Source organism: Mangrovimonas sp. CR14, assembly GCF_011764015.1.
GTDB lineage: Bacteria > Bacteroidota > Bacteroidia > Flavobacteriales > Flavobacteriaceae > Mangrovimonas > Mangrovimonas futianensis.
In genome coordinates this window covers 587010-606663 of the sequence record NZ_JAAFZY010000002.1, presented here as the reverse complement: position 1 = coordinate 606663, position 19654 = coordinate 587010, and the positions used below count along the sequence as shown (strand labels likewise).

Genomic DNA, 19654 nt, shown 5'->3' with positions numbered 1-19654 from the left:
TTGTTAATGTTGCCTTGTTTTATAGCCAGAATAGGTGGTTTACTCACTTTTTGTTAACGCTAATTTTAGCTTGAAGCCAAGATGGCAATATAGTTTTGTGTCTAACTAATTGATACAAAAAATGACAATGAAACTACTTTTTAAAAATCTTTTTATTTGGTGCCTAATTATTTTTGGTGCTAACTCCATGATGGCCCAGAATGGGATTATTAGGGGGATGATTACAGACAATAATGGATTGGTCGTTCCTGGGGCATCCGTTATTGTAGAAACGACTAACAAAGGAGCTATTTCTGATTTTGATGGAACCTATACCATTTTAAATGTGCAGGAGGGTACTTATACCATTACTGTAAAATATCTAGGATACGAAAATATAAGCCAAGAGGCTATTGTTCCTGCTTCTGGGACGGTTACTTTAAACTTTACGCTTTCTGGTCAAGATACCGAATTAGATGAGGTATTGATTACTGGGTATGGTTTAAGCGGACAATCAAGGGCTCTGAACACACAAAAAAACAAACAGAATATAACAAACATTGTTTCTACAGATCAAATAGGGAAATTTCCTGATGCTAATATCGGGGACGCTGTAAAGCGTATTCCGGGTATAACCATGCAAGTAGATCAAGGTGAAGCCAGAAATATTATCGTTCGTGGTTTAGCACCTCAATTGAACTCTGTAACGTTAAATGGTTCTAGAATACCATCTGCAGAGGGAGATAACAGAAATGTTCAAATGGATTTGATCCCTTCAGATATGATTCAAACCATTGAGGTAAATAAGGCTGTGACGCCAGACATGGATGCGGATGCATTAGGAGGATCTGTTAACTTAATAACAAGAACATCACCACAAGGGTTCCGTTTATCGGCTACCGCTGGTTCAGGTTTAAATTTTATCACCAACAAGCGAATTTTAAATGGATCTTTCCTATTAGGGGATCGCTCTAAAAATGACAAGTTTGGGTGGATGGTTTCGGCATCTTTTAATGACAATGCCTTCGGAAGTGATAACGTGGAAGCAGAATGGGAAGATGAATTTGAATATAATGCAGGTGATGAAGACAATTTAGAAGCTGTAAATGTGAATCCATATGCCAGTGTGTTTGAAATGAGAGAATATTTGGTACAACGTATTAGAAGAAGCTTCTCTGCAAATTTTGATTATAAGTTTGATAAAAACAACACCATTTACTTCAAGTCCATTTATAACTGGAGAGACGATAGAGAAAACAGGTATCGTTTGGAACATGAAATTTTAGATGGGGAAGATATTTCTTTTGATGATTTCACCGTGGATAGTAATGGAAATTTAACTAGTTTCCCAGTTGAAGCAAAACGTCAGACCAAGGGAGGTATTGATAACAATAGAAATCAAAACGCCAGACTGGAAGACCAACGTATGCAAAACTATAGCCTAGGAGGAGACCACTTGATTGGTAAAGTGAAATTAGACTGGATGGCATCTTTTGCTAAAGCTTCTGAAGAGCGTTTAAACGAGCGTTATATTGAATATGAAAGTGAATATGGAATTGCTTTTAACAACAATGAAGATAAACCTTTGTTTTCCCCTTTAAGTCAAGCTGATGCCGATTATAACTTGTTTGAGTTGAATGAAATCACTGAGGAAAATCAATATACAGAGGAGGAAGATATCAACATCTTTGTCAATGCTCAATTTCCTGTTTCGATTGTTTCAAATCAAGAAGGATTCTTAAAAGTTGGAGCTAAAACCAGAATGAAAAATAAGAATAGAACCAATGGTTTTATTGAGTATTCTGATGAAACTGGAGCATTGGAAATGTTAGGAATGGTTCCAACCCATAATTACACAGATGAGGATTATTTGGCAGGAAGCCAATACCAATTGGGGTCATTTGCATCTTCAGAATTTTTAGGAGGATTGAACTTATATGATTCTAATTTATTTGAAGGTGAAGATTTACCTGAAGAATACCTGACCGCCAATTTTGATGTAAACGAAGATGTATATGCAGGATACCTGATGTTAAATCAAAACATAACAAATAAATTTAGTGTCCTAGCTGGGGTAAGATTAGAGCATACCTCAATTGAGAGTGAGGGGAATGAATTGATTTTTGATACAGACGGTGATTATGCAGGAACCAATGTATTGAAAGACAAAAATGATTATACAAACATACTTCCTGGTGTGCACTTAAAATATGATGTGACAGAGAATACCATTCTTCGTTTATCATGGACCAATACTTTGGCTAGACCAAATTACGTAGACTTAGTGCCTTACCAAGAGGTGAATAATGAAGATGAAGAAATATTCTTAGGAAATTCTGAATTGGACCCAACTACATCTATGAACTTTGACCTTATGGCAGAACACTATTTCAAGTCTGTAGGTATTATTTCTGGAGGGTTGTTTTATAAGAATATTGACAAATTTGTTTATACCAGACAGACCGAAAATGCTGATGGTTATGAGGTGTATCAGCCATTAAACGGTGAGGGAGCAACAGTCTTTGGAGCTGAAGTTTCTATCCAAAGAAGATTGGATTTCTTGCCTGGGTTTGCTAAAAATTTCAGTGTGTATTTAAACTATACCTATTTAAAGTCTGATGCTGATGGAATTTACAATGAAGATGGGGAAGAAAGAACTGATTTAGATCTTCCTAACACAGCTCCTAATATGTTCAACGGATCTTTAGGATACGCTGGAAAGAGATTTAGTTTGAGATTATCTGCCAACTATTCTGATTCTTACATCGATGAAATCGGTGGACGCGCTTTTGAAGATCGTTACTATGATGAGCAATTCTTCTTAGATTTTAATGCTAATGTAGCATTATCTAAAAATCTAAGTGTCTATGCGAGCTTAAATAACATCACCAATCAACCTTTACGTTACTACCAAGGGGTAAAAGGAAGAACCATGCAGATGGAATACTATGAAAAAAGATTAACCTTTGGATTGAAATATGATTTATTTAAAAAGTAAACAAATGAGAAAAGGCCTATTAACCCTAGGGTTAATAAGCTTAATATTCTCATGTAAACCTAATTTAGTAGAAATAGCTCCTGATATTATCACAGAAAGTACTTTGCATGATACAGATGATCCTGCTATTTGGGTGAATAAAGAAAATACAGAAGAAAGTATTGTTTTTGGAACCGATAAAGATACCAATGGAGCCATTTACGCTTTTAATTTGCAAGGGAAGATTATTGAGGAGAAGACCTTGCGTGGAATGAAACGTCCAAATAATGTCGATGTAGCTTACGATGTGAAAATCAATGATTCGACCATAACAGATATACTTGTTTTTACAGAAAGAGAGCGTGAGCAAATACGTGTATTTTCTATTCCTGATATGAAACCCTTAGATCAGGGAGGGTTTAAAGTGTTTCAAGATACATTAGAGAATGAATGGAATTTACCTATGGGAATTTCTATTTACAAATCACCAAAAAGTGAGAAGGTCTATGCAGTTGTGGGAAGAAAAAATGGACCTTCAACAAACTACTTGCATCAATTTGAATTAATTCCTGGAGGAGATCATTTAGAGTTCAAGTTGGTACGTGAGTTTGGTAACTTTAGTGGGAAAAAGGAAATTGAAGCGATTGCAGTAGATAGCGAGTTAGGCTATATCTATTATTCTGATGAAATGAGCTGTGTTAGAAAGTATATGGCTGAGCCAGATGCAAGTAATGAAGAGGTTTCCTGTTTTGGTGGAGACACATTTAATAGAGATATAGAAGGGATAGCCATTGCTTCTTATAAAGACGGTGAAGGTTATATTATTGTGTCAGATCAGCAGGAACATACCTTTAATGTTTTTGATAGAAAAACCAATGAGTTTTTATATGCAAAGAATCTGGGAACTCTAGAGACTGACGGATGTGAGGCCTACACGGGCTATTTAAACGAAACGTTTAAAAATGGACTGTTTGTTGCTATGAATGACAATAAAAATTTCTATTTCTACGACCTATCAAAAATCGTTGAGTAACAACTTAAAGTAAACATTAAAGGTACAGAGTTCATATTTCTTTGTGCCTTTAATAATTCTAAAAACATGCACAGAATTTTATTTTTTATTTTGGTCTTAACTGTTTGTCAGATTCAGGCTCAGAGGAAGTACTATAATCAAAATGAAAATGCCAATTTAAATCAACTTCAAGTAGAAAAAGAGGCATTTCATTTTTATGTTATTGGTGATTGGGGTAGAAATGGTCATTTTAAACAGGTAGAGGTGGCTGATATAATGCAACAAGCTGGATTTATATTGGAACCTGAATTCATCATTTCTGTGGGGGATAATTTTTACCCCGATGGAATCGCTTCTGTAAACGACCCTTTTATTAAGAGTAGTTTTGAAGACATTTATTACGGGTCTAATTTATTTTGTCCGTGGTATGTTATTTTGGGAAATCATGGTTACAGAGGAAATTACCAAGCTCAGTTAGATTATTCTCAGGTAAGTCAAAGATGGAATATGCCCGATCATTATTATGAATTTGAGAAGACTTTAGAGGATGATAAAACCCGAGCAAAATTTTTATTTTTAGATACCAACCCTTTTGAAGACGATTATTATCATGAGGAAAAATATCAACAAGTAAAAACTCAAGATTCCTTAAAACAAAAGAAATGGTTAGAAGAAACATTGAAAAATTCTACCGCCGACTGGAATATAGTTATTGGACATCATCCATTATACACTTCCGGTAAACGAGTAGATGACAAACCTTATGTAAGATATCATTTAGAGGCTCTTTTCGAAACTAATAAAGTGCCTGTTTATTTTGCAGGTCATGAGCATGATATACAGCATTTAAAACCAAAGGGTGTGTACACCCATCATTTTATTTCGGGTGCAGGTTCTGATGTTCGACCTACGGGAGAGTCAAATTTCACGAAGTTTTCTAAATCTGAACAAGGATTTTTAATAGTTAGTTTATTGCCTTCAAAAATGTTGGTTCAAGCTGTTAATTGGAAAGGAGAGATTATGTATAAAACAGAGATTGAACTGTAATTTCTATAATATTATACGTGAAAACTCATAATCTAGGAGCCAAAGAGACAGATGGTTTTGATATGACAACAATATAATTGGAAATAGTTTCCATTTACACTCCCCTTCATAAATTGAAGGGGATTTTTTTACCAGATTCGGCCAGTTTCAATGTAAATCAAGATATCATTGAGGCACGTTTTTAATTCACGTTTGATCTCGTGGCTCCAAAACCGGAAGACGGTAAATCCTTTTTCAGCAAGCGCCCGATTCACTTCACGGTCCCGTTGCATGTTTCGCTCTATTTTTGGAATCCAAAACTCCCGATTTGATTTGATAGTTTGTTTTCTTTCGTCCCAATCATACCCATGCCAAAATTCGCCATCAATAAAAATGGCAAGTTTGTATTTTTTAATAGAGATGTCTGGGTTACCAGGAAGTTTGTTGTTTAAGCGATATCGAATACCTTTTTTCCAAAGTGCTTTTCGGAATAGCATTTCTGGTTTGGTGTTCTTCCCACGAATTTTGCCCATCATCTTGGAGCGTTTTTCAGTGGTATAGAACCCAGATTCCTCATTAAATCGAGGCACTTTTATTTTGACTTCTTGATATGCCATGTGCTGGTAATTTAAGCAATTTTTGAGCCAAAAGAAAACCCTCACATCACTGCAAGGGTTCATCTTAATATCTAAAAGCGAAGCGATCTAGATGTTCTAGAAGCGCTAGCGGTCTTATTAATATCTGTAGTATTCTGGCTTGTATGGTCCTTCTACCTTAACACCAATATATTTGGCTTGATCTGGCTTCAATTCAGTCAACTCAACGCCAATTTTTTCCAAGTGCAGTTTGGCTACTTTTTCATCCAAATGCTTAGGAAGCATATAAACTTCATTTCCGTATTTGTCGCTGTAATTCCAAAGTTCTATTTGTGCCAAAGTTTGGTTGGTGAATGAATTACTCATTACAAAACTTGGGTGACCCGTAGCACAACCAAGATTTACCAAGCGACCTTCAGCCAATAGGATAATATCGTTTCCATTAACCGTGTATTTATCTACTTGAGGTTTGATTTCAACTTTGGTGCTACCATGATTGTTTTTTAACCAAGCTACATCAATTTCATTATCAAAATGCCCGATATTACAAACGATGGTTTTGTCTTTCATAGCTTCAAAATGCTCACCGCGAACGATGTCTTTGTTTCCTGTGGTCGTGATTACAACATCCGCTTTCCCAACTACAGACTCCAAACGTTTTACTTCATAACCATCCATAGCTGCTTGTAAGGCACAAATTGGATCGATTTCAGTCACGGTAACAATACTTCCAGCTCCTCTAAAAGAAGCTGCAGTTCCTTTACCTACATCACCATATCCACAAACCACAACACGCTTTCCAGCCAACATGACATCAGTAGCACGACGAATAGCATCCACAGCACTTTCTCTACAGCCATATTTGTTGTCAAACTTCGATTTGGTTACAGAGTCGTTTACATTAATGGCTGGCATAGGTAATGTGCCATTTTCCATACGCTCATACAAACGGTGAACTCCAGTAGTAGTTTCTTCTGAAAGTCCCTTGATACCAGCGGCTAATTCAGGATATTGGTCTAAAACCATATTGGTTAAATCTCCACCGTCATCCAAAATCATATTTAGAGGTTGTCTTTCTTCTCCAAAGAATAAAGTTTGTTCAATACACCAGTCAAATTCTTCTTCGTTCATACCTTTCCAGGCGTAAACAGGAATTCCAGCAGCAGCAATGGCAGCAGCGGCATGATCTTGTGTAGAGAATATGTTACAAGAGCTCCAAGTTACTTCAGCACCAAGGGCTACCAATGTTTCAATAAGTACAGCTGTTTGAATGGTCATATGCAAACATCCAGCAATTCTAGCGCCTTTTAAAGGTTGTTGTGCACCATACTCTTCTCTCAAACTCATTAATCCAGGCATTTCAGCCTCAGCCAATTCTATTTCTTTTCTTCCCCAATCTGCCAATGAAATATCTTTCACTTTATATGGTACGTAAGGAATTGTTTTTGTGCTCATAGTTGTATATTTACATTCAAAATTTTAGACCGCAAAGATAAATAATAAGTTTTAGAATTTTAAATGCCACTGTATAAAACACTTAATCCCAACCCCAATACCACCATTAAAATTTGGAAAATCACTGAGTCATACGACTATTTGAAGCAGGATGTGATTTTGAGACCTGTTTGTGAAACACGGGTTTTGGGTATGAAAAGTGAACTGCATCAACGTGGTTTTTTAAGCGTAAGACACTTGCTGGCCGAATTTGGCTATACCGATGAAGACTTGTATTATGATGATAATGGCAAGCCTCATTTAACGGATGGGAAGCATATTTCTATTACCCATTCTTTTACCTTCTCAGCTGTTGCAGTAAGTGATGATGTGATTGGAATCGATATTGAAAAGCAACGGGAAAAAATAGGAGTGATTGCCCAAAAGTTTTTGGACTATGAATTTCTGTATTTAAAAGAAGAAGACCCAGAATACATTAATAAGCTTACGGTTATTTGGTGCATCAAGGAATCGCTTTATAAATTATTCGCAACACCGGGTCTAAGCTTTTTGCAGCATACTCTGGTGATTCCATTTACAATGGAAGAAGCGGGTACTAAAGCTTGGATAGATTATCAAGGTTCAAAATCATCATATCAGTCAGGATTTTTAGAATTTGAGGGATTTACCTTTGCTTATGCCATTCCATAATGAAATCGGTCTATTCTCACATAAAGCAATCCATTGATAAGGGAGAAAAACTACTTGCAGTTTTAATGGATCCTGATAAGGTAAAGTTGGAAACCGTTCCTGAGTTTCTGAAAAAGGTGAATTCTTCCGTAATTCAGTATGTTTTTGTAGGTGGAAGTACCGTAGCAGTAGACCAAACTGAAAAGTTGGTAGTCGAAATAAAAAAGCATACTAATTTACCCATAGTGATTTTTCCAGGGGATGTGAACCAAATTACTTCTGAAGCAGATGCTTTATTATTCTTGAGTTTAATCTCGGGAAGAAACCCAGATTATTTGATAGAAAAACATGTGCAAGCCATTCCTATTTTGAAAGAGACGCAATTGGAAGTTATACCTACTGGCTATATTTTGATTGAAAATGGGAAAGAAACGGCTGTAGAAAGAGTCACAGGCACCAAACCAATCAGTAAGACTGAAGTGGAGTTGATTGCACATACAGCCAAAGCGGGAGAGTTGATGGGCAAGCAATTGATTTATTTGGAAGCCGGAAGTGGTGCACAACAACCTGTAGCCAATGATGTGATTGAAGCAGTACGAATGGAACTTAAAATTCCATTAATTGTTGGTGGCGGTATAAGAAGCATGCAACAAATGGAACTTGCCTATGGTGCTGGAGCCGATATGATTGTTATCGGTACCGCGTTTGAGGAAGATGAATCCTTTTTTGAAGAACTAAAATTAGAACCCAAATTAAAACATATATAATGAAAATATCAGTAGAATTAACATTGACGCCTATTCAGGATAACTATGAGCCATCTATCATTCATTTTATCAAGAAATTAAGGGAATCAGAGCTTAAGGTTTTGGAAAATCCATTGAGCACACAAGTTTACGGCGATTATGATGCAGTAATGCGAGTTTTGACTGTTGAAATCAAAGAAGCTTTTGAACTTATAGAACGTGGCTTGTTATATATGAAAATTGTTAAGTCAGACCGCTACGACTATGAACCACATTTTTGATTGGTTTTTTGCGCAATATGAAGGCGTAGATACTCATTTAGTTGTTTTAGAACTTATTGGGGTTGTCTTTGGGTTTTTGAGTGTGTGGTATTCCAAAAAGGAGAATATTTTGGTTTATCCTACCGGTATCATAAGTACAGCTCTGTTTGTTTACATCTTATGGGTTTTTGGATTACTGGGAGATATGCTTATCAATGCCTATTACTTTTCTATGAGTATTTATGGATGGTATTACTGGACTCGGAAGGACGGGAACAATCAAGAAGTGCCTGTCACCAAAACCAGCAAAAAGGAGCAGCTCTGGAGTGTCATTATATTTATTCTTACCATCATTTTTATAATTGTGGTTTACGCCGTCAATGATAAATTTAACCACTGGACAGCCTATGTGGATACACTCACTACGGCAATATTCTTTGTGGGCATGTGGCTTATGGCTAAGAAGAAGCTAGAAAACTGGACCTATTGGATTATAGGTGATGTGATATCGGTGCCCTTATATTTTTATAAAGGCCTTATCTTTACATCATTTCAGTATCTATTGTTTACCATCATCGCCATTTACGGTTATAAGGCATGGAAGAAAAGCTTAAACAGCAATCCCGAAATATCATAAAAGTAGTCCTGTTTGGTCCCGAATCAACAGGTAAAAGTACGTTGGCTGAACGATTGGCAAGCCATTATCAAACTAAATGGGTTCAAGAATATTCGCGTATTTATGCTGAGGAAAAGTGGCAATTGGGAGAAACACTATCTGAAAAAGATGTCCTTCCTATAGCATTTGGGCAAATGAAGGAGGAAAATAAATTATCTAAACAAGTAGAAAGACTCCTTATTTGTGATACCGATTTGTTAGAGACGAAGGTGTATAGCGAGTGGTATTATTCAGGGTTTTGTCCAGACCCCGTGCAGAAATTCGCTCTAGAAAACACCTATGATTTGTATTTTTTAACCTATATTGACCTTCCTTGGGTTGCTGATAATATTAGAGATAAACCCAATGAAAGAGAAGAAATGTTTCAAACATTTCAACAAGCATTAATCAATCACAAAAGACCTTTTGTTTTACTCAAAGGGGATCAAGCTACCCGATTTAATGAAGCAGTAAAACAAATCGATAAACTTTTATCAAAAACGTATGGCATTTAAAAATAAAGATCTTAAACAAATTAAAAGTAAAGGCTTAACCGAAGAAAAAGTCAATGAACAAATAGAGTTATTTAAAAGCGGACTTCCGTTTTCAAACTTGGTAGAAGCGGCTACTATAGATAACGGTATTTTGCGACTTTCAGAAGTAGAAGAGGCTAAAGCCATTGAAAAATTTGAGGCGGATAAAAATAAATTGGACATTGTAAAGTTTGTTCCGGCATCTGGAGCCGCGACCAGAATGTTTAAATTCCTTTTCCAGTTCTTGGATGAATACAATCCCGAGAAAGAAAGTCTTAATTCTTATGTCAACAATCATGACACTAAGGACTTAAATTTATTCTTTATCGGTTTAGAAAAGTTTCCATTCTATTATGAAGTTATGGAGGAGCTCCAAAAGGCATATCCAGACTTGGAAAGCAAAAACATCAATGAGCGATCCTATCTGTTTGTTAAGGCGATGTTGGATCCCCAAATGTTAAATTATGGTGATTGTCCAAAAGGGTTGTTGCCATTTCATGAATATAAAAATCAGGTGATTTCTACGGCCTTTGAAGAGCATCTATTTGAAACGGCGCTTTATGCACCTTCCAATAGTACCACTCAAATCCATTTTACGATATCTGAAAACCATCAGGATAAGTTTAAAAAGGAATTTGACCGTATTGAAGAAAAAGTTGAAGGAAAGACGGGATCTAAATTTGATATTTCCTTTTCCTATCAAAAGCAATCTACTGATACTATTGCCGTTACGCCAAAGGACAAACCGTTTAGAAATGAAGACGGTTCTTTGCTGTTCAGGCCATCAGGTCATGGCGCATTGATTGAGAACCTCAATGATTTGGAAGCTAATATTATCTTTATGAAAAACATAGATAATGTGGTGGTTTATAAGTACAAAGAAGATGTAGCCAAATATAAAAAGATGTTGGCGGGGATTCTTATCGAGGTCCAGCAACAAGCTTTTGAGTATTTAAAGCAAATGGATGACCATCAGTTATCTGAATCAGAAATAGAAGAGGTGGCGGCTTTTCTTTCACAGCACTTAAATGTGAGAATCTCTCCAGAATTTGAAAAATATAAAACCAAATATCAAATAGCCTATTTGAGAGACAAATTAAATAGACCTTTGAGAGTCTGTGGCATGGTCAAAAATGAAGGGGAACCGGGAGGTGGTCCATTTTGGGTGAAGGATGAATTTGCGAACGTTTCTCTTCAAATTGTGGAATCGGCACAAATCAACTTGAAGAATAAGAAGCAAAAAAGCATATTGAAAAATGCTACTCATTTTAATCCTGTGGATATCGTTTGTGGCGTTAAGGATTACCAAGGCAACAAATTTGATTTAACCCAATATGTAGACCATCAAGCGGCTTTTATCACTAAAAAAACCAAACAAGGTAAAGATTTAAAGGCCTTGGAATTGCCCGGACTTTGGAACGGCAGTATGGCTTTTTGGAATACCATTTTTGTTGAGGTTCCTTTAATAACTTTTAATCCCGTGAAAACGGTCAATGATTTGTTAAAAACCACCCATCAAATTAAGGGGTAATGGTACAAGAGGAAGCTCTCATATCAGAATTGCAATTTTCAGCCATGAGGAGTTCGGGTGCTGGTGGACAGAATGTCAACAAGGTATCCAGTAAGGTAGAATTGCGTTTTGATGTGGAAGCTTCTTTGGCTTTGAATGAAGAGCAAAAACAAAGCTTGTTTGAAAAACTTCAGAATAAGATCAGTAATGAAGGGGTTTTGATTCTTCAATGTGATGAAAGTAGAAGCCAACATAAAAATAAACAGTTGGTGATTGAACGCTTTTTGGCAATGATTCAGCAGGCATTCAAGAAGCCTAAAAAAAGAAAACCTACTAAAATTCCAGCGTCTGTTAAAAGAAAACGGCTGGATAATAAACGCAAACAATCTGATAAAAAGGCCAATAGAAAGCCGCCTGAAATATAAAGGTGGTTCATATTTCAAATTTGGGGTATCTTTTCTGTTTTTTCCTTGTTAATTGTTAATTCTTCATTAATTTTGCGCCGTTCTCATAAAGGGGTGCCTAATATCGGCTGAGATCATACCCAATGAACCTAGAACAGGTAATGCTGTTTAGGGACTACGAACGTTAAGAAAACATCTAGTAGATGTTTTTAGTGAGTATCAAAAAAAGCTTTGCTTTTTTACTGCTTTTAACGCTCAAAATAAATCATTTAACAACAAAGAATAATTGCCTCTTTTTATTCGCTAAAATTTATTTTAACGAATGAAAATTTTATTCAAATCAAGTGTTCTCCTAGGGCTATTAATAACTGCCACGACAGGGTGGTCGCAGGAGAATCCATCAGAAACAACCCAAGATTCAACCAAACTGGAAAGCCTGGATGAGGTATTGGTAAAGGCCGTAAGGGTCAATGCTACATCTCCTATTACCCATTCCAATGTCACGGGTGAAGAATTGGAAAAGCGAAATTTAGGTCAAGACATTCCAGTCTTGTTAAACTTTTTACCTTCGGTAGTGACTACTTCAGATGCTGGTGCAGGTGTGGGGTATACGGGCATTCGTGTTCGTGGGGTGAGTTCCCAATCTACTAATGTGACCATTAACGGGATTCCCTACAATGATGCAGAATCATTAGGAACCTTCTGGGTGAATTTAGGAGATTTTGCTTCTTCAGTAGAAAGTTTGCAACTACAACGTGGGGTTGGTACCTCCACAAATGGTTCAGGAGCTTTTGGGGCGAGTATCAACGTGCTTACTGATGCCGTTTCAAAAGAGTCTAGCGGACAAATTTCCAATTCCTTTGGAAGTTATAATACCCGTAAGCACACTTTAAAATACAGCACCGGACTGATGAATGATCATTTTGAAATTGCGGGCCGGCTTTCGCAAATCAAGTCCGATGGCTATATTGACAGGGCTTCGTCCGATTTGAAATCTTATTTTGTTCAAGGCTCCTATGTGAGTGATCAAACACTAATTAAGGTGGTTATGTTTGGTGGTAAGGAAATCACTTATCAAAGCTGGAACGGACTGGAAGATTTGGACAAGCTGGAAAATGATAGAACTTTTAACACGGCAGGAATGTATTATGACGAAGAAGGTAACATGCAATTTTACGATAATGAAATTGACCACTATCAACAAGATCATTACCAATTGCATTGGAACCAAAAATACAGCAACCGTTGGTCAACCAATGTGGGGTTGAATTATACCTACGGAAGAGGGTATTTTGAGCAATATAAAGAGGACGAAAGTTTTTCGGATTACGATTTGGAAGAGATTGTGATTGGTGGGGAAACAATCAATACTACCGATTTGATTCGTCGCAGATGGTTGGATAACGACTTTTATGTGGTCAATGCGAATGCCAATTACAAAGACGATTTTATGGATGTGATCTTTGGAGGATCTTATAGCTATTATGAAGGGGATCATTTTGGGGAAATCATTTGGGCACGTTACGCGAGCCAAAGTGAAATACGTGACCGCTACTATGATGGCGTTGGAAAGAAACAGGATTTAAGTGGTTTTGCCAAGGCTAACTTGCGCTTTGATAGCCATTGGAGTCTTTTTGCCGATTTCCAAGTTAGAAATGTGGCCTATGAGACTTCTGGAATTTCATCTGATTTGGTGCCTTTTGTAGTCGATAAAAACTATACGTTTTTCAACCCGAAGTTGGGATTGACCTATGAGCTAAACCAAATGAATAACCTCTATTTCTCCTATGCTAGAGCCAATAGAGAACCTAATAGAGATGATTTTAAAGGAAACCCAGACGTGCAACCAGAGCGCTTAAACGATTTTGAATTGGGTTGGAGACATAACAATAAAAATTTCAGGTTAAATGTTAATGGCTATTACATGATGTACAATGAACAACTGGTGCTTACGGGTGAGTTGGATGATGTGGGTAGCCCTTTACGTGACAACAGTGGTGAGAGCTACCGTTTGGGACTTGAGGTGGAAGCTGCGGTAAGAATTAATGATGTATTAACAGTGCAGCCAAATATCACGTTAAGCACCAATAAAAATAAGGAGTTTGTCACATCTTTGGATGGCGAATTGGTGAATTTAGGAAAAACAAATATTTCGTTTTCTCCCGAGTTGATTGCTGGAAATGCCATTATTGTGACACCTTTGAAGAATCTACAAATGACCTTGTTGAGTAAATATGTAGGTGAGCAATATATGGGGAATACAGATGCCGAAAGATCGAAGTTGGACAGCTATTTTGTAAACGATTTTAGTGTTACTTATGAGATTAAAACCAAGTTGGTATTTGATAGTATTGTAATTACTGGTTTGGCCAATAACATTTTCAATACCAAATACATATCAAATGGGTATTACTATACCTATGATGATACTTGGAGTAATCCCAATCAAATTACAACCATTGAAGGTGCGGGATATTACCCACAAGCTACGGCTAACTTTTTAGTGGGAGTGACACTGAATTTTTAAAGGGAATTGTCATTCTGAACTTGTTTCAGAATCTATTAGTCTTAAAAAAAGCCAAGGATTTCCTTGGCTTTTTTAATTCAATAAAATAGATTTAAAAATTATTACATTTTTTGTTGGGTTTTAATTTCCATAGGTTGGCCCAATTTAGAAAGTTTCAAGTCTTGCATTTATTTCGAAGGCTGGATTAGTAAGGAATATATTTTTAAATATTATGATAAGAAAATTTAGTATTCTGGTAATGATTTTAGTTTTTTTGAGTTGCCAACCGGTTTTGAGAACCGTTGCAGGTATAAAGAAACCTAAAGTTGAAAGTATTCATTCCCTTGAACAATATATTCAAAAAGAATCATTGCCTATAGGGTTTGCTAATAGCCTCTATTTGTCTGGTTATTATGGCTATAATGATTTAGCTATATTCCGAGATTCTTTATTTAGATTGCCAGATACGTATCTGTTTAATAAAAAAGGCGGTTTTGTGGAAGAAACACAGATGTGTTTGGTTAAGAAAAAAGACGAGGGTTTAGCTACGAACTATTACGACATGATTTTTGAGGATAGTATGCTTCAATTTAATGCAAAAAGCATATCGCAATTAGAGGGTTTTATAATTGATCAGCATGGAGAATCAGTTCGTTTTCCAGAGAATCAAAATATAGCTATAGTTCTTTGGGCTAAATTCATGGGAAGTAAAAAAAACAGGAAAGTTTTAGAAACCTCAAATCAACAATTAAAAGATTCAAATAAGAACATTCAAATCTATTATTTGAACTTAGACATGTTGGATTCTTGGCCAGAAGAGGAAGCTTCAACAGAATAAAATGTATCTTAGGTTTTTGTAGTTGTGAATTATGGGATGTCATTTAAGTATTCTTTTTATTCTATCTTGTTTCAGTTTAAATGCCCAAACTGATATCTCAGGCTATTCCCTATTAAGCTTAGAGACAAAAGATGGCTCATTGGGATTGTTCAGTTCTTCTCCATCCAAAAAGCAAATCATACTTAACGGTTTTGTGTTATCATCACAAGCCAATTTTGAGACTGCTACGTCTAACGATTTAATATTCATGAGGGAGCGCCCCAAGTTTCTTTTTGATGAGGGTGCTATGTCAATCTCACGCGAAGATGAAGTAAAAATGAAGCCCATTCGGTTTCCTAAAACCCATTTAAGAATTAAGGTTTATGATAAGTGCAATTAGTTATAAACCCTAATGATGCTACCAGAAACTTGTACCCGGTAATTTAAAAGCGCATAGGGGCCGTTGGTACCTTCTTGAGGGCTGCCCGTAACAATGTCATAGGAGTTGCCATCATCACAATTGCAAGAGGCAATAATGCCATCTACAGTAAGTGTAGAGCAAGTTTGAAGGGTATGATTGGGATCTGCAATTTCAAAAGCGGTATAGCCACTACCCGTATTATATACAACAATACCTCTTATACCCACACCTTCTCCAGGAACCACCTTGTGGTTGCCAGTAAAATTCAAATCACTATACTGGGGTAAATTGGTGTTGATCATATTTCCAGTGTCAAAAGACACGTTGGGTAAATAAGGGTTTCTGTTGTTGTCATCATCATCCTTATTACATGAAAACAGCACGGTAACCGCCAAGATTATGAGGAGTTTAAAGGATTTCATTTTTTCTTCAATTTTTAGGCACAATTTACAACAAAAAGCACAGAGACATAAATATTTTGTATATTTGTAGGACAATCTCGTGAGAACGGGATTTTTTGCGTTTATGTCCCGTCTTCAGGAATTTTTTGGACGGGCTTTTTGTACACAAACAAGCGCTAATTATAATTTAAAAACGATGAAGTTATGAGTAAAGTATCTTATTACACGGCAGAAGGATTAAAAAAGTTACGAGACGAGTTAAACCAATTAAAAGATATAGAACGTCCAAAGGCCTCCCAAGCTATTGCAGATGCAAGAGATAAGGGAGACTTAAGTGAGAATGCCGAATATGATGCCGCCAAGGAAGCGCAAGGACTTTTGGAAATGAAAATATCCAAAATGGAAGAGACGCTGGCCAATGCGAGACTGATTGACGAATCACAATTGGATACTTCTAAAGTATTGGTATTGTCTAAGGTGAAATTAAAAAACCAGACCAATGGTATGGAAATGACCTATACGTTGGTGGCAGAAAGTGAAGCCGATTTAAAAACTGGAAAAATTTCTGTGAATTCCCCAATTGGGAAAGGTTTGCTTGGTAAATCTGTTGGTGATGTAGCCGAAATTCAGGTGCCTAATGGAATCATGAAATTTGACATCTTAGAAATCAGCCGATAAGATTTTACAACCTATAAAGATTCCTGCTTAGATGACTTTAGGCAGGAATTTTCTTTTTATCTTTAGTACTCAAAACACATACCCATGGCATCCATTTTTACTAAAATTATCAACGGAGAAATCCCATGTTACAAAATTGCAGAAACCGATGACTTTTTGGCGTTTCTGGATATTAATCCCAATGCCAAGGGACATACCCTTTGTATTCCTAAAAAGGAGGTGGATAAACTCTTTGACTTGGATAAGGAAACCTATATGGGTTTGATGGCTTTTTCAAGGACCGTGGCTTTGGCCATTGAAAAGGCTGTGCCATGTAAACGGGTGGGTATGACTGTAATTGGGTTGGAAGTACCTCATGTTCATGTGCATCTCATTCCGTTGACCTCCATGGACGATGCCCGTTTTATTACAAAGTCCGCTCACACGCCTGAGGACTTTGAAGCTGTTGCTAAAGCCATAAGAGCGCAGCTGTAATAAGAAGCGCCAGTAATATGATTGAGGAGATTATCAGAACCCAAGACAGTTTCTTTAACTTCATGGACTTGGTTTTTGGGATAAAAGCTTTTTGGTGATACTTAAAAACACGCTCAATATCTTCTGTCCATCTTACAGGGTAAATCATAGTGTTGCACACACGGCATTCAATTTCTTGAATGGTCTCTTCGGTTAAAGACTTATAGAATTTATTCTCCACAAACTTCTGTTTGAAAGTCAAGTTGAGCCCTTGATTGTTGAAGCATTCCGGACAATTGTTGTTCAGGGCAGCTTCCTTAACCGTAATGTACTTAACGTCCATATTTAGATGGTTTTTAAGATGATTTGCATGGTGGTTCCTTTTCCTATTTCAGAATGTAAAACTTTAATCTTGCCACTGTGAAAGTCTTCAATAATGCGCTTTGCCAGAGACAGACCTAGTCCCCAGCCTCTTTTTTTGGTGGTGAAACCAGGTTCAAATATACTTTTAAATTGGTTTTTATGGAGACCTTTTCCGGTATCTTTTACTTGAATTTTTACTTCGTCTTCCAAATGCGTAATCCGTACCGATAGTTTTCCCTTACCCTTCATGGCGTCAATGGCATTTTTGACTAAGTTTTCTATGGTCCAACTATAAAGTTGCTGGTTTAAAAGCACAAAAATTTCTTCTTGAGGGGTCTCAAGTTCAAATTCCACCAGATTAGAGGAACGTGCCTTCAGATAGTCATAAGACTCAATAGTTTCCTTGACAATATCAGCTTTTTGCAAGGTGGGCACAGAGCCTATTTTGCTGAAGCGTTCGGTAATGGTTTGCAGCCTGCTAATGTCTTTCTCAATTTCTACGATGTACTCGGGGTTGGTGTTTTCAGATTTTAATATTTCGGTCCAACCAATCAATGAGGACAAAGGCGTTCCTATTTGATGTGCTGTTTCCTTGGCCATACCAGACCAGAGTTTGTTCTGGGTCGCTATCTTGGAGCTTCTATAAAAGAAATAAACCACAGCGCTAAACAGGACGATAATCAAAATAAGCGCAAGCGGATAATATTTGAGTTTATTGAGTAATGGTGAATTTCCGTAGTAGAGTGTTTGGTTTTCATTGATAATGGCAATGGGTTTGTTTTCATTGCTGAATTGCTCAATGAGTTGTTTGGCATTGTTCATCACAAACAACGAGTCTTTCTTGCTTACAAAGGTGGAGTCGGTCACTTTGCTTTCTCCAATGTTACTAAAAGTTACCACATTTAAATCTTGGTCGGCCACAATCATAGGTGTGGTGGTATTGCTTCCTAGTATTTTCAAGATAAGGTCTAGATCCTTTGGATTGAAGTCGTTATCTATGGAAAGGTTGTCTAAAATCCTCAAATACTCCTTTTGGGCAAAGGACCAGTTTTCCATTTTGGTGCGCTCTTCTTCCTTGAAGTTTTGAAAAAATACATAGGTATTCCACAAAATGAGGGATATAATGACAAAAGAGAGGAACACCATGACCCATCTCATGACATTGGGGTATTTTGAAAAAAGCATGCGACTTATTTTGTTCTTGAAATATAATGTAATTCTGTTAATAATATTGTACAAGTCCTACTTCAAATCATTTTTTGTTGAAATGCTAATTGGTTACATTTGTACAAATTGGAAACTTAATGACCTCATACGAACCTCAGGAATTGCCTACAGCCAAATTGCAGGCTTATTTACAGAGTGCTGTTGCGCCTAGGCCTATAGCTTTTGCAAGTACCGTGGATGAAAGCGGAAATCCAAACTTGTCTCCGTTTAGTTTCTTTAATGTGTTTAGCTCGAATCCGCCAATTTTGGTATTTTCGCCGGCTCGAAGAGTTAGGGATAATACCACTAAGCACACTTTGGAGAATGCTGAAGCAACGAGAGAGGTGGTTATCAATGTGGTGAACTATGATTTGGTTCACCAAATGTCTTTGAGCAGTACGGAATATCCTGATGGGGTCAATGAATTTGACAAAGCGGGATTGACTATGGTTCCATCTGATTTGGTGAAACCTTATAGAGTCGCAGAATCGCCTGTGCAATTTGAGTGCAAGGTCAATGATATTATCAAATTGGGGACTGAAGGTGGTGCTGGAAATTTAATTATCTGTGAGGTGATCAAGCTGCATTTAGACAAGGATGTGCTGGATGATCATGGCATGATTGTTCAGGAGAAATTAGATTTGGTTTCTCGTGCCGGTGGAAGTTATTACAGTAGAGCCAAGACTGGCTTTTTTGAAATTCCAAAACCTTTGACTACCTTGGGCATAGGAGTGGATAGTATGCCTGAAGCCATTAGGAATAGCATGGTGCTAACGGGTAATGATTTGGGAATGTTAGGCAATGTAGAAACCTTACCATCGCAAGATGAGGTGAAGACCTTTGTGTCTCAATTAGCAGAGAAACACCCCAATGTGAAGACCGCTACCAACAGGGAGAAACATAAGTTGGCACAAAATTATTTAAGTTATGGCGATGTAGAAAGCGCCTGGAAAATATTATTATCGTAATTAGTAAATTGAATTAGAA

Annotated in this window: 21 protein-coding genes and 1 riboswitch; of the genes, 16 read left to right on the top strand and 5 right to left on the bottom strand. The window is 36.9% G+C overall.

Annotated features, from left to right (window positions below):
* Positions 1-127 precede the first annotated feature (127 nt).
* The 3 genes from GZ212_RS05915 to GZ212_RS05905 all read left to right on the top strand — a co-directional run bounded on the left by GZ212_RS05915 (position 128) and on the right by GZ212_RS05905 (position 5015).
* Positions 128-2977: a TonB-dependent receptor gene (locus GZ212_RS05915; RefSeq protein ID WP_166958109.1), complete on the top strand. Its 2850-nt coding sequence runs from the start codon at positions 128-130 to the stop codon at positions 2975-2977.
* Positions 2978-2981: 4 nt separating this feature from the next.
* Positions 2982-3989: a phytase gene (locus GZ212_RS05910; RefSeq protein WP_166958107.1), complete on the top strand. Its 1008-nt coding sequence runs from the start codon at positions 2982-2984 to the stop codon at positions 3987-3989.
* A 66-nt stretch (positions 3990-4055) separates the two neighbouring features.
* Positions 4056-5015 (top strand): metallophosphoesterase, encoded by a 960-nt coding sequence (locus tag GZ212_RS05905; RefSeq protein ID WP_166958105.1) that lies wholly within the window; start codon positions 4056-4058, stop codon positions 5013-5015.
* A 128-nt stretch (positions 5016-5143) separates the two neighbouring features.
* On the opposite strand, the gene GZ212_RS05900 is transcribed toward GZ212_RS05905, so the two are convergent.
* Both GZ212_RS05900 and ahcY read right to left on the bottom strand, forming a co-directional pair.
* A complete protein-coding gene (locus tag GZ212_RS05900) occupies positions 5144-5611 on the bottom strand; it encodes a very short patch repair endonuclease (RefSeq protein ID WP_166958103.1) in 468 nt (155 codons plus the stop codon).
* Positions 5612-5728: 117 nt separating this feature from the next.
* The gene (gene ahcY, locus GZ212_RS05895) at positions 5729-7045 is read right to left on the bottom strand and encodes an adenosylhomocysteinase (protein ID WP_166958101.1); all 1317 of its coding nucleotides are present in this window, start codon (positions 7043-7045) and stop codon (positions 5729-5731) included.
* Positions 7046-7108: 63 nt separating this feature from the next.
* Between ahcY and GZ212_RS05890 the strand changes: the two genes are divergently transcribed.
* The 10 genes from GZ212_RS05890 (at position 7109) to GZ212_RS05845 (ending at position 15545) form a co-directional block, all read left to right on the top strand.
* On the top strand, positions 7109-7735 hold the full coding sequence (locus GZ212_RS05890) for a 4'-phosphopantetheinyl transferase superfamily protein (protein WP_053971064.1): 627 nt from the start codon (positions 7109-7111) through the stop codon (positions 7733-7735).
* Positions 7735-8481, top strand: a complete 747-nt coding sequence (locus GZ212_RS05885) for a geranylgeranylglyceryl/heptaprenylglyceryl phosphate synthase (protein WP_166958099.1) — start codon at positions 7735-7737, stop codon at positions 8479-8481. The genes GZ212_RS05890 and GZ212_RS05885 overlap by 1 nt, the downstream gene beginning before the upstream one ends.
* The gene (locus GZ212_RS05880; RefSeq protein ID WP_166958097.1) at positions 8481-8741 is read left to right on the top strand and encodes a thiamine-binding protein; all 261 of its coding nucleotides are present in this window, start codon (positions 8481-8483) and stop codon (positions 8739-8741) included. Before GZ212_RS05885 ends, GZ212_RS05880 begins: the two co-directional genes overlap by 1 nt.
* Positions 8725-9357 carry a nicotinamide riboside transporter PnuC gene (pnuC, locus tag GZ212_RS05875; protein ID WP_166958095.1) on the top strand — a complete coding sequence of 211 codons (633 nt, stop codon included), beginning with the start codon at positions 8725-8727 and terminating at the stop codon, positions 9355-9357. Before GZ212_RS05880 ends, pnuC begins: the two co-directional genes overlap by 17 nt.
* Complete coding sequence (locus tag GZ212_RS05870; protein WP_166958093.1) at positions 9318-9890, top strand: AAA family ATPase; 573 nt, start codon at positions 9318-9320, stop codon at positions 9888-9890. Before pnuC ends, GZ212_RS05870 begins: the two co-directional genes overlap by 40 nt.
* Positions 9880-11439: a DUF4301 family protein gene (locus tag GZ212_RS05865; RefSeq protein WP_166958091.1), complete on the top strand. Its 1560-nt coding sequence runs from the start codon at positions 9880-9882 to the stop codon at positions 11437-11439. Before GZ212_RS05870 ends, GZ212_RS05865 begins: the two co-directional genes overlap by 11 nt.
* On the top strand, positions 11439-11843 hold the full coding sequence (gene arfB, locus GZ212_RS05860) for an alternative ribosome rescue aminoacyl-tRNA hydrolase ArfB (protein WP_053971070.1): 405 nt from the start codon (positions 11439-11441) through the stop codon (positions 11841-11843). Before GZ212_RS05865 ends, arfB begins: the two co-directional genes overlap by 1 nt.
* Before the next feature lie 79 nt (positions 11844-11922).
* Positions 11923-12014: riboswitch (TPP riboswitch) on the top strand.
* A 130-nt stretch (positions 12015-12144) separates the two neighbouring features.
* Positions 12145-14349, top strand: coding sequence for a TonB-dependent receptor (locus tag GZ212_RS05855; RefSeq protein WP_166958089.1), 2205 nt, complete (start codon positions 12145-12147; stop codon positions 14347-14349).
* Between the two features lie 211 nt (positions 14350-14560).
* Positions 14561-15166 carry a hypothetical protein gene (locus tag GZ212_RS05850; RefSeq protein WP_166958087.1) on the top strand — a complete coding sequence of 202 codons (606 nt, stop codon included), beginning with the start codon at positions 14561-14563 and terminating at the stop codon, positions 15164-15166.
* 31 nt (positions 15167-15197) lie between these two features.
* Positions 15198-15545, top strand: a complete 348-nt coding sequence (locus GZ212_RS05845; RefSeq protein ID WP_166958085.1) for a hypothetical protein — start codon at positions 15198-15200, stop codon at positions 15543-15545.
* On the opposite strand, the gene GZ212_RS05840 is transcribed toward GZ212_RS05845, so the two are convergent.
* On the bottom strand, positions 15542-15988 hold the full coding sequence (locus GZ212_RS05840) for a hypothetical protein (RefSeq protein WP_166958083.1): 447 nt from the start codon (positions 15986-15988) through the stop codon (positions 15542-15544). The genes GZ212_RS05845 and GZ212_RS05840 overlap by 4 nt on opposite strands.
* A gap of 183 nt (positions 15989-16171) precedes the next feature.
* Between GZ212_RS05840 and greA the strand changes: the two genes are divergently transcribed.
* Together greA and GZ212_RS05830 are read left to right on the top strand one after the other, a co-directional pair.
* Positions 16172-16645: a transcription elongation factor GreA gene (gene greA / locus GZ212_RS05835; RefSeq protein ID WP_053971075.1), complete on the top strand. Its 474-nt coding sequence runs from the start codon at positions 16172-16174 to the stop codon at positions 16643-16645.
* 84 nt (positions 16646-16729) lie between these two features.
* On the top strand, positions 16730-17119 hold the full coding sequence (locus GZ212_RS05830; protein WP_166958081.1) for an HIT family protein: 390 nt from the start codon (positions 16730-16732) through the stop codon (positions 17117-17119).
* Here GZ212_RS05830 and GZ212_RS05825 read toward each other — a convergent pair.
* Together GZ212_RS05825 and GZ212_RS05820 are read right to left on the bottom strand one after the other, a co-directional pair.
* A complete protein-coding gene (locus GZ212_RS05825) occupies positions 17094-17441 on the bottom strand; it encodes a hypothetical protein (protein ID WP_166958079.1) in 348 nt (115 codons plus the stop codon). The two genes, GZ212_RS05830 and GZ212_RS05825, sit on opposite strands and share 26 nt — an antisense overlap.
* A gap of 2 nt (positions 17442-17443) precedes the next feature.
* Complete coding sequence (locus GZ212_RS05820) at positions 17444-18646, bottom strand: PAS domain-containing sensor histidine kinase (protein WP_166958077.1); 1203 nt, start codon at positions 18644-18646, stop codon at positions 17444-17446.
* 119 nt (positions 18647-18765) lie between these two features.
* Here GZ212_RS05820 and GZ212_RS05815 point away from each other — a divergent pair, with 119 nt between their 5' ends.
* Positions 18766-19635 carry a flavin reductase family protein gene (locus tag GZ212_RS05815; RefSeq protein WP_166958075.1) on the top strand — a complete coding sequence of 290 codons (870 nt, stop codon included), beginning with the start codon at positions 18766-18768 and terminating at the stop codon, positions 19633-19635.
* Positions 19636-19654: the final 19 nt, after the last annotated feature.